Below are 14264 nucleotides of genomic sequence, written 5' to 3' on the forward strand. Positions count from 1 at the left end.
AGGATTCGAACCTCCGACCGCTCGGTTCGTAGCCGAGTACTCTATCCAGCTGAGCTACGGATGCATCAGGGAAACTTACTTACTGCAGATTTGATATCGCTGCTAAAGTGATATCGATTTTCTGTAACAACGCTAATGCGCTATTGCAGAGAAGATGGTGCATCCGGGAGGATTCGAACCTCCGACCGCTCGGTTCGTAGCCGAGTACTCTATCCAGCTGAGCTACGGATGCAAATGGCGGTGAGGCGGGGATTCGAACCCCGGATGCAGCTTTTGACCGCATACTCCCTTAGCAGGGGAGCGCCTTCAGCCTCTCGGCCACCTCACCAACACGCCTCTTGCGAGTGCTTCGAAGAACTTGTTTCTGCTCATCGTCGCTGCGTGGCGCACATATTACTTTCTGGGACTTATAAGTCAAACAATTTTTCCAGCGCTTTTATCGTTTGCACATTTCACGCGCAATTAGTCTGCAAAAACGGCAAAAAGAGTGTTTTATCAACAGATAAATTGGCAATTTCCTGAGGCAATGAACAAACGGAAAAATCGCAGGGAAAGGCAATACGCGGATGAGAATCGAAAAAATGAGGAAGACGAAGAAGAAAAGAGAAGAAAAGGGATAATTCAATCAGGTTGCGCCTCACCAGAAAGGTGAGACGCGAAAACCTTAGTAACTGGACTGCTGGGATTTTTCAGCCTGGATACGCTGGTAGATCTCTTCACGATGGACAGAAACTTCTTTCGGGGCGTTTACGCCAATGCGCACCTGGTTGCCCTTCACCCCTAAAACTGTCACGGTGACCTCATCGCCTATCATGAGGGTCTCACCAACTCGACGAGTCAGAATCAGCATTCTTTGCTCCTTGAAAGATTAAAAGAGTCGGGTCTCTCTGTATCCCGGCATTATCCATCATATAACGCCAAAAAGTAAGCGATGACAAACACCTAAGTGTAAGCAGTCACGGCATCACATTCTGTTAAACCTAAGTTTAGCCGATATACACAACTTCAACCTGACTTTATCGTTGTCGATAGCGTTGATACAAACGCTGCGGATTGAAGTCCGCAGCGTCGACTTACGCTTATAATTATTACAGTTTTGCGCTGACCCAGCCTTTCACACTGGCTAACGCTGCTGGCAGAGCCGCAGCATCCGTACCACCGGCTTGCGCCATGTCCGGACGACCACCACCCTTACCGCCTACCTGCTGAGCGACCATTCCAACCAGTTCCCCTGCTTTCACGCGATCTGTCACGTCCTTAGACACACCCGCAATCAGAGAAACCTTACCTTCCACTACCGTTGCCAGAACGATAACGGTAGACCCCAGTTGATTTTTCAGATCATCAACCATGGTACGCAACATTTTCGGCTCAACGTCCGCGAGTTCGCTGACCAGCAGCTTCACGCCATTGATATCAACCGCTTTGCTGGAGAGATTTGCACTCTCCTGCGCCGCAGCCTGTTCCTTCAATTGCTGCAATTCTTTTTCGAGTTGACGCGTACGCTCCAGCACGGAACGAACTTTGTCACCAATATTCTGGCTATCGCCTTTCAGCAGCTGCGCAATATCGCTTAAGCGATCGCTCTCAGCATGCACGGTTTGGATAGCGCCTTCACCGGTCACAGCTTCGATACGACGAACGCCCGCCGCAGTGCCTGACTCAGACACAATACGGAACAGACCGATATCACCCGTACGGCTGGCATGAGTACCACCACACAGTTCGGTAGAGAAATCACCCATGCTCAGAACACGCACGTGGTCGTCATATTTCTCGCCAAACAGCGCCATTGCGCCTTTGGCTTTCGCCGCTTCGAGATCCATGATGTTCGTTTCAATCGGCAGGTTGCGACGAATTTGCGCATTCACCAGATCTTCAACGGCACGGATTTCAGCAGGCTTCATAGCTTCAGTATGAGAGAAGTCGAAGCGCAGCACTTTATCGTTAACCAACGAGCCTTTCTGTGCCACATGCGTGCCCAGTACCTGGCGCAGCGCCGCGTGCATCAGGTGCGTTGCGGAGTGGTTCAAGCGAATGCGCGCACGACGAGTTTCATCAACATCAGCCTGTACTGCATCGCCAATTTTCAGAGAACCCGCAGACAGCTTACCGATGTGACCAATGGCCTGGCCATATTTCTGCGTGTCGCTCACGGCAAACGCGAAGCCTGCGCCTTTCAGTTCACCCTTGTCGCCAACCTGACCACCAGATTCCGCATAGAACGGAGTCTGATCCAGGACGACAACTGCGTCCTGACCTGCGTTAATTGCGTCTACCGCTTTACCATCAACAAACAGCGCGGTCACTTTGCCGTTCAGTTCCAGGTGTTCGTAGCCTTTAAATTCAGAGGCGCCATCAACACGAATCATCGCATTGTAGTCTGCGCCGAAGCCGCTGGCTTCACGCGCGCGACGGCGCTGTTCTTCCATTGCAGCTTCAAAGCCCGCTTCGTCAACCTTAATGTTGCGCTCGCGGCAAACGTCCGCCGTCAGGTCAACCGGGAAACCGTAGGTGTCATACAGACGGAATGCGGTTTCGCCATCCAGTGTATCACCGGACAGTTTTGCCAGTTCTTCATCCAGCAGCGCCAGACCACGCTCCAGTGTACGCGCAAACTGCTCTTCTTCGGTTTTCAGAACCTGCTCAACCATAGCCTGCTGACGCTTCAGTTCTTCACCTGCGGAGCCCATGACGTCCACCAGCGGACCAACCAGCTTGTAGAAGAAGGTATCCTTCGCGCCCAGCATGTTGCCATGACGTACCGCGCGACGAATGATACGACGCAGCACATAACCACGGTTTTCATTCGACGGGACAACGCCATCGGCAATCAGGAATGCACAGGAGCGGATATGGTCAGCGATAACACGCAGCGACTTGTTGCTCAGATCGGTCGCGCCGGTGACTTTCGCCACGGACTCAATCAGTGAACGGAACAGGTCGATTTCATAGTTGGAGTTAACGTGTTGCAGCACGGCCGCAATACGCTCAAGGCCCATACCGGTATCCACGGACGGCTTCGGCAGCGGTTCCATGGTACCGTCAGCCTGACGGTTGAACTGCATGAAGACGATGTTCCAGATCTCAATGTAGCGATCGCCATCTTCTTCTGCGCTTCCCGGAGGGCCACCCCAAATGTGGTCGCCATGGTCGTAGAAAATTTCGGTGCACGGACCGCAAGGGCCGGTATCACCCATCTGCCAGAAGTTGTCGGAAGCATAAGCCGCGCCTTTGTTATCACCGATACGGATGATACGTTCGCGCGGAATGCCGACTTCTTTTTCCCAGATTTCATAGGCTTCATCGTCAGTTTCATAGACGGTGACCCACAGACGCTCTTTTGGCAGGGCAAACCAGTTTTCACCGGTCAGCAGTTCCCATGCGTATTGAATAGCATCATGTTTGAAATAATCGCCGAAGCTGAAGTTGCCCAGCATTTCGAAGAAAGTATGGTGACGTGCAGTGTAACCGACGTTTTCCAGGTCGTTGTGCTTACCGCCCGCACGCACGCAACGCTGCGAGGTGGTTGCGCGGGAATAATTACGCTTGTCGAGGCCAAGGAACACATCCTTGAACTGGTTCATCCCGGCGTTGGTAAACAACAAAGTAGGGTCATTGTTCGGTACCAGGGAGCTGCTGGCAACTACCTGATGTCCTTTACTATGGAAAAAATCGAGAAACGCCTGACGGATCTCAGCGGTGCTCTTGCTCATAATTATCCTGAAGAAATCAAGCTAACGAAATGTCATTACCAGCATCGGCACGTAAACTGCGCCTCTGGCAATCGAAAAGTGGGAATAAGATAAGTTTTCTTTACTGGGAAGTAAAATCCCGTATGCGCTCAATCGTCAAAATTTCGCCATATTGCCTGAATATCTTCCATCAGATAGCCACGGTAGAGCAAAAAGCGCTGGACCTTTACCTTATCTGAAAAATCTACAGGTAAAGGTTCTCCATATTTACGAATGGCCTGCGCGCGCGCAAGTGCTGCCCAGTCAATTTCACACTCGCGCATGGCTCGTTCAACGGCTTCCCGCGAAATCCCTTTTTGGTTTAATTCCTGACGCACACGCGCGGGTCCATAACCTTTACGGCTACGGCTGGAGATAAATTGCTGAACGAAGCGGTCATCATCCAGATAACGACTTTCAATACACCAGGCGATGACCTTGTCGTAATCCTCCGGCGTTGCATCAATGTCTTCCGGTCCATTTTTTCCCATCACCGGAGCGGCCAGCTTACGCCGCAGTTCCTGCTCGCTGTGATCGCGCATCGCCAGTATACGTACAGCGCGGTCAAGAAGTCGGGAATAAGCGGAGCGGCGGGAAGTTGCTTCTGTCATAGTGAGCCTTCAGAAATGGAAAAGGGCTGCATGGTATGCAGCCCTTCTATGTGCGATAACGTCAGATTATCAGAAATCTTCGTTCGTTTCTTTTACATCTTCACCGCTGTCATCAACAGAGAAGTCTGGTTTTGAATCCGGGTTATTGAGCAGTAACTCGCGTACTTTCTTCTCAATTTCCTTCGCAGTTGCCGGGTTTTCCTTCAGCCAGTTAGTGGCATTCGCTTTACCCTGACCAATTTTCTCACCGTTGTAGCTGTACCATGCACCGGCTTTTTCAATCAGCTTCTCTTTCACGCCCAAATCAACCAGTTCGCCGTAGAAGTTGATACCTTCACCGTAAAGAATCTGGAATTCAGCCTGTTTGAACGGCGCTGCAATTTTGTTTTTCACGACCTTAACACGGGTTTCGCTACCAACCACGTTGTCGCCTTCTTTCACCGCGCCAATACGACGGATATCCAGGCGAACAGAAGCATAGAATTTCAGGGCGTTACCACCGGTGGTGGTTTCCGGGTTACCGAACATAACGCCAATCTTCATACGGATCTGGTTGATGAAAATCAGTAGCGTGTTGGACTGCTTCAGGTTACCGGCCAGCTTACGCATGGCCTGGCTCATCATACGTGCCGCAAGGCCCATGTGAGAGTCACCAATCTCGCCTTCGATTTCTGCCTTCGGCGTCAATGCGGCAACGGAGTCGACAACGATAACGTCAACCGCACCGGAGCGCGCCAGCGCATCACAGATTTCCAGCGCTTGTTCACCGGTATCAGGCTGAGAGCACAGCAGGTTGTCGATATCAACGCCAAGCTTGCGCGCATAGACGGGATCCAGTGCGTGTTCCGCATCGATGAACGCACAGGTTTTACCTTCGCGCTGGGCGGCAGCAATAACCTGCAGGGTCAGCGTCGTTTTACCGGAAGATTCAGGCCCGTAGATTTCAACGATACGGCCCATTGGCAAACCGCCCGCGCCCAATGCGATATCCAGAGAAAGCGAACCAGTGGAGATGGTTTCCACATCCATGGAACGGTCTTCACCCAGGCGCATGATGGAGCCTTTACCGAATTGCTTTTCGATCTGACCCAGCGCTGCCGCCAACGCTTTCTGTTTGTTTTCGTCGATAGCCATTAATTACTCCTGTCATGCCGCTTTCGGGTTAAACCGCGAAACGTGATAGATAATGTTCTGTTGGGGCAATTATACTGTATGCTCATACAGTATCAAGTGTTTTGTAGAAATTGTTGCCACAGGGTTTGTAACGCGTAGGCGGTCGCCTGTCGACGTACCGCATCGCGATCGCCGCTGAAGCATTCCCGGCGAGTAATCCCCTCGCCGCTCGCGCTGGCAAAAGCGAACCATACCGTCCCCACGGGCTTTTCTTCACTGCCGCCATCTGGCCCCGCAATGCCGCTAATCGAAACAGCGAAATGCGCGCGGGCCGCTTTTAGCGCGCCAATCGCCATCTCCACCACCACAGGTTCGCTCACCGCCCCATGCTGGACCAGCGTCTCTTCGCGCACGCCAATCATCTGCGCTTTGGCTTCATTGCTGTAGGTCACAAACCCGCGCTCAAACCAGGCGGAGCTGCCGGCAATATCCGTAATTGCTTTGGCTACCCAGCCGCCAGTGCAGGATTCTGCCGTCGTCACGGTTGCCCCGCGCGCTTTCAACGCCAGGCCAACCTGCTCGCTTAACTGCATCAGTTCACTGTCGGTCATTTCAGCCTCTGTCAGTTAAAAAAATATGCCGGACAAGATAGCACTTTCATAACCAAGATGGGGATGAGGAGACAATTTTACGAGGGGCATTCAGAAAATAGATAAACCGCATTCAAAAGAGTACCGGATAACGCACCAGGATAGCCTATTCGGTCTACAAGGGATTGCCCCTGTAGACCGATAATAAATGATTACTGCACGCGCGCCAGCGCGACCGCCTGACCCAATTGCCACACGGCCATTGCATAGTGGGTACTGTGGTTATAGCGGGTGATGGTGTAGAAGTTCGGCAGTCCATACCAATACTGATAACCGGTACCGATATCCAGTCGCAGCAGGCTGGCCTGCTGATGATTACCCAGAGACTGCTGCGGCGTCAGGCCCGCGGCGGCAAGTTGAGAAATGCTGTACTGGGTTTTAAAGCCGTTCGCCAGCCCAGGCGCCTGGCCATTCGCCGGAACCGCGACCGTATCGCCTTTCACCCAACCGTGGCCTTTGAAATAGTTCGCCACGCTACCGATAGCATCAACCGGATCCCACAGGTTAATGTGACCATCGCCATTGAAATCAACGGCATATTGCTTATAGGAAGATGGCATAAATTGGCCGTAGCCCATCGCCCCTGCGAAAGAACCTTTCAAATCGAGCGGATCGTCGCTTTCATCTCGCGCCATTAGCAGGAAGGTTTCCAGTTCACCAGAGAAATATTCCGCACGACGAGGATAGTTAAACGACAACGTCGCTAACGCATCCAGAATCCGCGTTTTACCCATCACGCGGCCCCAGCGAGTCTCTACGCCAATAATGCCAACGATAATTTCCGGCGGTACGCCGTAGACCTGCCATGCACGGTTCAGCGCATCTTCATATTGGTTCCAGAAGGCCACACCGTTTTGTACGTTATCCGGAGTGATGAACTGTTTACGATACCGCAGCCATGCACCGTTAGGTCCGGCTGGCGGTTGAGTCGTCGGCGCCTGACGGTCCATCAAACGCAATACCGAGTCCAGACGCTTGGCCTGCGACAGGATCTCCTGCAGCTGCTGGCGGTCAAAGCCGTGCTTGTTCACCATTTTCTCGATGAACTGCTGCGCGTTTGGATTATTGGCAAAATCGCCGCCCGTTTGCATGACATTGTGCTGTGGCTCAAGCAGGAAGCCGCCGGATGGCGTACCCGTAGTCGTTTGAGTCTCTGAAGGTTTAGGTTTGCTGCTACAAGCAGCAAGCAATACAAAAAGGGGCAGTAACGCTACATAACGACGCTTGAACATGAGACATCCATTAAACAAATTCAGCCTGGGAGAAGTATGGTAAAGCATCCTCCGCCACACAAGGAAGCAGTAGTCGCTCTCCTTCACAGAATTTCTCCCCTCTTGCACTCCTGACCGGCACATTTGCGCGTTCTCACGCACAATCTTTCAAATTAAAATATTTATCTTTCATTTTGCGATCAAAATAACACTTTTAAATCTTTCGATCTGATTAAAATTAGTTACCGTTTGGCAAGATAACTAAAACCCCTACAGGAGAGAATAATGATCGACACCATCACACTCGGTGCTGAGTGGTTTATCGGATTGTTCCAGAAAGGCGGAGAGGTGTTTACCGGCATGGTGACCGGTATTCTGCCTCTGCTGATCAGTCTGCTGGTCATCATGAATGCGCTGATTAACTTTATCGGTCAGCAACGTATTGAACGTTTTGCCCAGCGCTGCGCCGGAAACCCGCTGTCCCGCTATCTACTGCTGCCGTGCATCGGCACATTTGTGTTTTGTAATCCTATGACGCTGAGCCTGGGCCGCTTTATGCCGGAAAAGTTCAAGCCCAGCTACTACGCAGCCGCCTCTTACAGCTGCCATTCAATGAACGGCTTATTTCCCCACATCAACCCCGGTGAGCTGTTCGTCTATCTGGGGATCGCCAGCGGACTGACCACGCTGGGTCTTCCGCTCGGCCCGCTGGCGGTGAGCTATTTGCTGGTCGGCCTGGTGACCAACTTCTTCCGCGGCTGGGTGACCGATTTCACCACCACCATCTTTGAGAAAAAAATGGGTATTCAACTTGAGCAGAAAGTACATCTGGCGGGAGTAGCATCATGACGCGTATTCGTATTGAAAAAGGCACCGGCGGCTGGGGCGGCCCGCTTGAACTGGATGCCGTGCCAGGCAAGAAAATTGTCTATATCACCGCAGGGACTCGCCCCGCAATAGTCGACAGGATAGCCAGCCTGACAGGTTGGCAGGCCGTTGATGGCTTCAAAGAAGGCGAGCCGCCAGAGAACGAAATTGGCGTGGCGATCATCGACTGCGGCGGCACGCTGCGCTGCGGGATCTATCCAAAACGCCGTATACCAACAGTGAATATTCACGCGACGGGTAAATCCGGTCCGCTGGCCCAATATATTATCGAAGATATCTATGTCTCTGGCGTGAAAGAAGAAAACATTACCGTTATCGGTGAAGCATCCGCTGCGCCAACGCCTGCAAACAGCACGATGGGTCGCGAGTACGACACCAGCAAGAAAATTACCGAACAAAGCGACGGTCTGTTGGCAAAAGTCGGCATGGGAATGGGTTCAGCCGTTGCGGTTCTGTTTCAGGCCGGGCGAGACACTATCGATACCGTCCTGAAAACCATTCTGCCGTTTATGGCGTTCGTCTCGGCGCTGATCGGCATCATTATGGCGTCTGGCCTGGGGGACTGGATTGCCCATGGACTCGCACCGCTGGCCAGCCATCCGCTGGGGCTGGTAACCCTGGCGCTGATCTGCTCTTTCCCGCTGCTGTCCCCTTTCCTCGGCCCTGGTGCGGTCATCGCCCAGGTTATCGGCGTCCTGATCGGCGTACAGATTGGTTTGGGGAACATTCCTCCGCATCTGGCGCTACCTGCCTTGTTCGCCATTAACGCCCAGGCGGCATGCGACTTTATTCCAGTCGGATTGTCGCTAGCCGAAGCGCGCCAGGACACGGTCCGCGTTGGTGTGCCATCCGTACTGGTGAGTCGTTTTCTGACCGGCGCACCGACCGTTCTCATCGCCTGGTTTGTTTCCGGCTTTATTTACCAATAAGAGGCACTCAAAAATGACCGTGATTTATGAAACCACCATCACCCGCATCGGCCAGAGCGCCCCGGATGCACTCTGCGACCAGATGCTAATTACCTTTCGTGAAGGCGCGCCTGCGGATATCGAAGAATTTTGCTTCATCCATTGCCATGGGGAGCTGAACGGCTCTTTGCTGGCTGGGATCCAATTTGAGCTAGGCCAGCATCACTACCCGGTCACAGCCGTTGGCAGCGTGGCGGAACAAAACTTACGTGAACTGGGGCATATCACTCTGCGTTTTGACGGACTGAGTGAAGCGGAATTTCCCGGCACCGTACACGTTGCGGGCCCCGTACCGGACGGTATCGCACCGGGCTGTATTTTGAAGTTTATTGCTTAAGATTGAAGGAGATAAAGATGAATCAGGTTGCCGTTGTCATTGGTGGAGGCCAGACCCTGGGGGCATTCCTTTGCCGTGGGCTTGCGACAGAAGGGTACCGCGTCGCGGTGGTGGATATCCAAAGCGATAAAGCCGCCAACGTCGCGCAGGAAATTAACGCCGAGTTTGGCGAAGGCACCGCCTACGGTTTTGGCGCTGATGCCACCAGCGAACAGAGTGTGCTGGCGCTGTCGCGCGGAGTGGATGAAATATTTGGCCGCGTCGATCTGCTGGTTTACAGCGCGGGTATCGCTAAAGCCGCGTTTATCAGCGACTTTCAGCTTGGGGATTTCGACCGCTCACTGCAGGTGAATCTGGTCGGCTACTTCCTCTGCGCACGTGAATTTTCACGCCTGATGATCCGCGATGGCGTCCAGGGACGCATTATCCAGATCAACTCCAAATCAGGGAAAGTGGGCAGTAAACACAACTCAGGCTATAGCGCGGCAAAATTTGGCGGCGTAGGTTTAACCCAGTCGCTGGCGCTGGATCTGGCGGAATACGGGATCACCGTGCATTCACTGATGCTCGGCAATCTGCTGAAATCACCGATGTTTCAGTCATTATTACCGCAATATGCGACCAAGCTTGGCCTTAAGCCAGACGAAGTCGAGCAGTACTACATTGATAAGGTTCCGCTTAAGCGCGGCTGCGATTATCAGGACGTGCTGAACATGCTGCTGTTTTACGCCAGCCCGAAAGCCTCTTACTGCACCGGTCAGTCCATTAACGTGACCGGTGGTCAGGTGATGTTCTAAGAAACATGATTGCCCGGTGGCGCTGCGCTTACCGGGCCTACACACACATGGTCGGATAAGGCACAGCCACCATCCGGCAAAATCAAAGGAGCACATTATGGTTTCCGCACTGATTACCGTCGCCGCTATCGCCTGGTGCCTGCAACTGGCGCTCGGTGGCTGGCAAATATCCCGCTTTAACCGGGCGTTTGATCAACTCTGCCAGCGGGGTCGGGTTGGCGTAGGTCGTTCCGGTGGACGGTTTAAACCCCGCGTGGTGGTCGCCATCGCGCTGGATGAGCAGCAGCGGGTTACCGATTCGTTATTTATGAAAGGTCTTACTGTATTTGCCAGGCCCGGTAAAATTGCCACGATAATGGGCAAACATCTTGATGATTTACAGCCTGATGTGATCTTTCCCCATGATCCGTTAGCGCAGAATGCACTATCATTGGCGCTTAAACTGAAACATGGGTAATTTCGTTGTGAATGCTAATAGCTTGCGAAATTATCATTTTGCAACCTATACCCTAAATAATTCGAGTTGCAGGAAGGCGGCGACGCAGCGAATCCCCAGGAGCGTACATAAGTACGTGACTAGGGTGAGCGAGGAAAGCCAACACACATGCAGCTTGAAGTATGACGGGTATATATAAGTCAGGGTAATCACGCCTATGAAACCTCGTCAGCGACAGGCAGCCATACTGGAGCACCTGCAAAAGCAGGGGAAATGCTCGGTTGAAGAACTGGCCCACTACTTTGACACAACCGGCACGACCATTCGCAAAGACCTGGTCATTCTGGAGAATGCCGGAACCGTCATTCGTACCTATGGCGGCGTGGTATTAAATAAAGACGAATCCGACCCGCCAATCGATCACAAAACGCTAATCAATACGCATAAAAAAGAGCAGATTGCCGAAGCCGCCGTCCGTTTTATTCACGATGGCGACTCGATTATTCTGGATGCGGGCAGCACCGTATTGCAGATGGTGCCGATGCTCACCCGCTTTAGCAACATCACCGTCATGACCAACAGTCTGCACATTGTTAACGCCCTTTCAGAGCTGGACAACGAGCAAACTATCCTGATGCCCGGCGGGACCTTTCGCAAAAAATCTGCGTCATTTCACGGTCAGCTGGCAGAAAACGCCTTTGAGCAGTTCAGCTTTGATAAACTCTTCATGGGCACCGACGGCATTGACCTCAATGCCGGCGTGACCACCTTTAATGAGGTGTTTAGCGTCAGTAAAGCGATGTGCAATGCCGCTCGCGAAGTGATTCTGATGGCTGACTCGTCAAAATTTGGGCGCAAAAGCCCCAATGTTGTGTGCAGTCTGGAAAGCGTCGACAAGCTGATTACCGATGCGGGTATCGACCCAGCGTTTCGTCAGGCGCTGGAAGCAAAAGGGATTGAAGTGATCATAACCGGAGAAACCAATGAGTGATGCACTACTGAACGCGGGCCGTCAGACGTTAATGCTGGAGCTACAGGAAGCCAGCCGACTGCCTGAACGACTGGGCGATGATTTTGTCCGCGCCGCCAATACTATCATCCACTGCGAAGGCAAAGTGATTGTCTCCGGGATTGGCAAATCAGGCCATATTGGCAAAAAAATAGCAGCGACCCTCGCCAGTACCGGCACGCCCGCCTTTTTTGTGCATCCGGCTGAAGCGCTGCACGGCGACTTAGGGATGATTGAAAGCCGTGATGTCATGCTGTTTATTTCCTACTCCGGCGGCGCAAAAGAACTGGATCTCATCATTCCGCGCCTGGAAGACAAATCCGTCGCTCTGCTGGCAATGACCGGAAAACCGACCTCACCGCTGGGTCTGGCAGCCAAAGCCGTGCTGGATATTTCCGTTGAGCGTGAAGCCTGTCCGATGCGCCTGGCACCGACTTCCAGTACCGTGAACACTCTGATGATGGGCGACGCGTTGGCAATCGCCGTGATGCAGGCGCGCGGCTTTAACGAAGAAGATTTTGCCCGCTCGCATCCGGCGGGTGCGCTGGGCGCTCGTCTGTTAAATAAAGTGCATCATCTGATGCGCCGTGACGATGCCATTCCGCAGGTGACGCTCACCACCAGCGTCATGGACGCGATGCTGGAACTAAGCCGTACGGGTCTTGGCCTGGTGGCAGTCTGCGACGACGAGTCGCTGGTGAAAGGCGTCTTTACCGACGGCGACCTGCGCCGCTGGCTGGTTGGCGGCGGAGCGCTCACCACTCAGGTTAGCGAAGCAATGACCCATAATGGCATTACGCTGCAGGCCCAGAGCCGCGCCATTGACGCCAAAGAGATCCTGATGAAGCGCAAAATCACTGCCGCACCGGTGGTAGATGAAAACGGTAAACTCACCGGTGCTATCAACCTGCAGGATTTCTATCAGGCAGGTATTCTCTAATCCTTCAGCCCCAGACGTTTCGCCAGCCGGTGCAGGTTGGCGACGTCTGTTTCCAGCGCCCGCGCACTTGCCGCCCAACTGTGATTATTTTGCGCCAACGCCCGGCGGATCATCTCCCGCTGGAATGACTCCGTTGCCTCACGCAGGTTGCGATGCTGCGGGATCTCCGCAACAACCTCTGCCTGGGGAGCCGGGGTTTCATCCTGCAGGGCAAAATGCTGCGCCTCAAGCACCACTTCATCCCCTGCCCTGGTGGACCTTGCCAGAACAACCGCCCGGTGAATGGCATGCTCCAGCTCACGCACGTTCCCGGGCCAGCCGTAATTCAACAGATGACTACGCGCGCCGGGACTTAACACCACGCGGGAAAGTCCCAGCCGCAGCCGACATTGTTCGCAAAAATAACCGGCCAGCAGCACCACATCTTCGCCGCGTTCACGAAGGGGCGGTACGGAAAGGGGAAAGACGCTCAGACGGTGGAACAAATCCGCACGGAAATTCCCGGCCAGCACCTCTTCCCGTAAATCACGGTTCGTTGCCGCCAGCACCCGAACATCCACGCGCAGGCTGCGATCGTCACCCACACGCTGAATATCGCCGTACTGCAACACACGTAGCAACTTAGCCTGTAACGCCAGCGAGAGCTCGCCAATCTCATCGAGAAACAGCGTCCCATTGTCAGCCATTTCAAACTTACCGCTACGATTGCTGATAGCCCCGGTAAAGGCGCCTTTTACGTGACCAAACAGCTCACTTTCCGCTACGGTTTCCGGCAACGCCGCGCAGTTCAGATACACCAGCGGATTCACCGCGCGCGGCGAACCTTCATGGATAGCCTTAGCTACCAGCTCCTTCCCGGTCCCCGTTTCGCCGCTAATCAGTACGTTGAGATCGGATCCCGCCACAATCTCAATCTCTTTTTTCAACTGCAGCATATTGGGCGACAGGCCAATCATTTGGGTTTCAGTCACCTGCTCGAAGGCCGTCGACGAGCCCGGCAACATATTCTGGCTTTCCAGTTGTTCAATCAGCAGCGCATTGCTCAGCGCGCCCGCCGCCAGCGCGGCAATCAGCCTAAGCTCTTCATCGCTGAAAACATCGAATTGATCGGGCTCCATGCCATCCAGCGTTAACGCGCCAATCAGATTTTGACCGGCGAACAGCGGTAAGCCAATGCAGGCGTGTACCTTCAGGCTCTCCTGGCCCGGAATCAGCCCATCGTAAGGGTCTGGCAAATCGCTGTCGGCAGGGAAACGAACCACGTCCCCGGCGCGGGCAATCGCCTCCAGACGAGGATGCCCTTCCAGGGTAAAGCGCCTGCCGAGAACGTCCTGCGCCAGCCCATCGATCGCCAGCGGAATAAACTGTCGCGACTCATAGCGCAGCAATGCCGACGCGTCGCACTCCAACACCTGACGCAAGGTGGTTATCAGGCGTTGAAAACGGTCCTGATGTCCAATACCGCTTTGTAATTCAATGGCGATACCCGCCAGCACGTCTACGGAAAAACTCATGACGACCTCATTGTCATTTTGACAATTCATATTGTCATATTGACAATAAAATGAAT

Annotated in this window: 14 protein-coding genes and 2 tRNA genes; 7 read left to right on the forward strand and 9 right to left on the reverse strand. The window is 53.4% G+C overall.

Annotated elements, in window-relative coordinates; all coding sequences use genetic code 11:
- Positions 1-155 precede the first annotated feature (155 nt).
- The 8 genes from N0B36_RS12415 to mltB form a co-directional block, all read right to left on the reverse strand.
- Positions 156-232 (reverse strand) — tRNA-Arg (locus N0B36_RS12415).
- Between the two features lie 3 nt (positions 233-235).
- Positions 236-328, reverse strand: a tRNA-Ser gene (locus N0B36_RS12420).
- A 336-nt stretch (positions 329-664) separates the two neighbouring features.
- Complete coding sequence (gene csrA, locus N0B36_RS12425) at positions 665-850, reverse strand: carbon storage regulator CsrA (RefSeq protein ID WP_000906486.1); 186 nt, start codon at positions 848-850, stop codon at positions 665-667.
- Positions 851-1088: 238 nt separating this feature from the next.
- Positions 1089-3716 (reverse strand): alanine--tRNA ligase, encoded by a 2628-nt coding sequence (gene alaS / locus N0B36_RS12430; protein WP_047499455.1) that lies wholly within the window; start codon positions 3714-3716, stop codon positions 1089-1091.
- 128 nt (positions 3717-3844) lie between these two features.
- A complete protein-coding gene (gene recX / locus N0B36_RS12435) occupies positions 3845-4345 on the reverse strand; it encodes a recombination regulator RecX (protein WP_016154165.1) in 501 nt (166 codons plus the stop codon).
- 69 nt (positions 4346-4414) lie between these two features.
- Complete coding sequence (recA, locus tag N0B36_RS12440) at positions 4415-5479, reverse strand: recombinase RecA (RefSeq protein ID WP_016154166.1); 1065 nt, start codon at positions 5477-5479, stop codon at positions 4415-4417.
- Between the two features lie 92 nt (positions 5480-5571).
- Complete coding sequence (pncC, locus tag N0B36_RS12445) at positions 5572-6069, reverse strand: nicotinamide-nucleotide amidase (RefSeq protein ID WP_016154167.1); 498 nt, start codon at positions 6067-6069, stop codon at positions 5572-5574.
- A 191-nt stretch (positions 6070-6260) separates the two neighbouring features.
- Positions 6261-7340, reverse strand: coding sequence for a lytic murein transglycosylase B (mltB, locus tag N0B36_RS12450; RefSeq protein ID WP_032947148.1), 1080 nt, complete (start codon positions 7338-7340; stop codon positions 6261-6263).
- A gap of 264 nt (positions 7341-7604) precedes the next feature.
- On the opposite strand from mltB, the gene srlA reads away from it, so the two are divergent.
- The 7 genes from srlA to gutQ all read left to right on the forward strand — a co-directional run bounded on the left by srlA (position 7605) and on the right by gutQ (position 12694).
- Entirely contained in the window at positions 7605-8168 is a 564-nt protein-coding gene (gene srlA, locus N0B36_RS12455; protein ID WP_047499454.1) for a PTS glucitol/sorbitol transporter subunit IIC, read from the forward strand.
- A complete protein-coding gene (locus N0B36_RS12460) occupies positions 8165-9136 on the forward strand; it encodes a PTS glucitol/sorbitol transporter subunit IIB (protein WP_016154170.1) in 972 nt (323 codons plus the stop codon). The genes srlA and N0B36_RS12460 overlap by 4 nt, the downstream gene beginning before the upstream one ends.
- A gap of 13 nt (positions 9137-9149) precedes the next feature.
- Positions 9150-9512, forward strand: coding sequence for a PTS glucitol/sorbitol transporter subunit IIA (srlB, locus tag N0B36_RS12465; RefSeq protein ID WP_047499452.1), 363 nt, complete (start codon positions 9150-9152; stop codon positions 9510-9512).
- Positions 9513-9529: 17 nt separating this feature from the next.
- The gene (gene srlD, locus N0B36_RS12470; protein WP_003037345.1) at positions 9530-10309 is read left to right on the forward strand and encodes a sorbitol-6-phosphate dehydrogenase; all 780 of its coding nucleotides are present in this window, start codon (positions 9530-9532) and stop codon (positions 10307-10309) included.
- Positions 10310-10406: 97 nt separating this feature from the next.
- Positions 10407-10766 (forward strand): transcriptional regulator GutM, encoded by a 360-nt coding sequence (gene gutM / locus N0B36_RS12475; RefSeq protein WP_016154172.1) that lies wholly within the window; start codon positions 10407-10409, stop codon positions 10764-10766.
- Between the two features lie 196 nt (positions 10767-10962).
- A complete protein-coding gene (locus N0B36_RS12480) occupies positions 10963-11736 on the forward strand; it encodes a DNA-binding transcriptional repressor (RefSeq protein ID WP_003037350.1) in 774 nt (257 codons plus the stop codon).
- Positions 11729-12694 carry an arabinose-5-phosphate isomerase GutQ gene (gene gutQ, locus N0B36_RS12485; RefSeq protein WP_046274841.1) on the forward strand — a complete coding sequence of 322 codons (966 nt, stop codon included), beginning with the start codon at positions 11729-11731 and terminating at the stop codon, positions 12692-12694. Before N0B36_RS12480 ends, gutQ begins: the two co-directional genes overlap by 8 nt.
- On the opposite strand, the gene norR is transcribed toward gutQ, so the two are convergent.
- Positions 12691-14208, reverse strand: a complete 1518-nt coding sequence (gene norR / locus N0B36_RS12490; protein ID WP_259688204.1) for a nitric oxide reductase transcriptional regulator NorR — start codon at positions 14206-14208, stop codon at positions 12691-12693. The two genes, gutQ and norR, sit on opposite strands and share 4 nt — an antisense overlap.
- Positions 14209-14264: the final 56 nt, after the last annotated feature.

Origin of the sequence: Citrobacter sp. XY323, assembly GCF_025106035.1 — a bacterium.
Classification (GTDB): Bacteria; Pseudomonadota; Gammaproteobacteria; order Enterobacterales; family Enterobacteriaceae; genus Citrobacter; species Citrobacter braakii.

Excerpts from the sequence above, each read along its gene's own strand:
- recX (WP_016154165.1), bottom strand. The coding sequence starts at position 4,345 with ATGACAGAAGCAACTTCCCGCCGCTCCGCTTATTCCCGACTTCTTGAC.
- alaS (WP_047499455.1), bottom strand. The coding sequence starts at position 3,716 with ATGAGCAAGAGCACCGCTGAGATCCGTCAGGCGTTTCTCGATTTTTTC.
- srlA (WP_047499454.1), top strand. The coding sequence starts at position 7,605 with ATGATCGACACCATCACACTCGGTGCTGAGTGGTTTATCGGATTGTTC.
- mltB (WP_032947148.1), bottom strand. The coding sequence starts at position 7,340 with ATGTTCAAGCGTCGTTATGTAGCGTTACTGCCCCTTTTTGTATTGCTT.
- gutM (WP_016154172.1), top strand. The coding sequence starts at position 10,407 with ATGGTTTCCGCACTGATTACCGTCGCCGCTATCGCCTGGTGCCTGCAA.
- pncC (WP_016154167.1), bottom strand. The coding sequence starts at position 6,069 with ATGACCGACAGTGAACTGATGCAGTTAAGCGAGCAGGTTGGCCTGGCG.
- norR (WP_259688204.1), bottom strand. The coding sequence starts at position 14,208 with ATGAGTTTTTCCGTAGACGTGCTGGCGGGTATCGCCATTGAATTACAA.
- srlB (WP_047499452.1), top strand. The coding sequence starts at position 9,150 with ATGACCGTGATTTATGAAACCACCATCACCCGCATCGGCCAGAGCGCC.
- gutQ (WP_046274841.1), top strand. The coding sequence starts at position 11,729 with ATGAGTGATGCACTACTGAACGCGGGCCGTCAGACGTTAATGCTGGAG.
- srlD (WP_003037345.1), top strand. The coding sequence starts at position 9,530 with ATGAATCAGGTTGCCGTTGTCATTGGTGGAGGCCAGACCCTGGGGGCA.
- N0B36_RS12480 (WP_003037350.1), top strand. The coding sequence starts at position 10,963 with ATGAAACCTCGTCAGCGACAGGCAGCCATACTGGAGCACCTGCAAAAG.
- recA (WP_016154166.1), bottom strand. The coding sequence starts at position 5,479 with ATGGCTATCGACGAAAACAAACAGAAAGCGTTGGCGGCAGCGCTGGGT.
- N0B36_RS12460 (WP_016154170.1), top strand. The coding sequence starts at position 8,165 with ATGACGCGTATTCGTATTGAAAAAGGCACCGGCGGCTGGGGCGGCCCG.
- csrA (WP_000906486.1), bottom strand. The coding sequence starts at position 850 with ATGCTGATTCTGACTCGTCGAGTTGGTGAGACCCTCATGATAGGCGAT.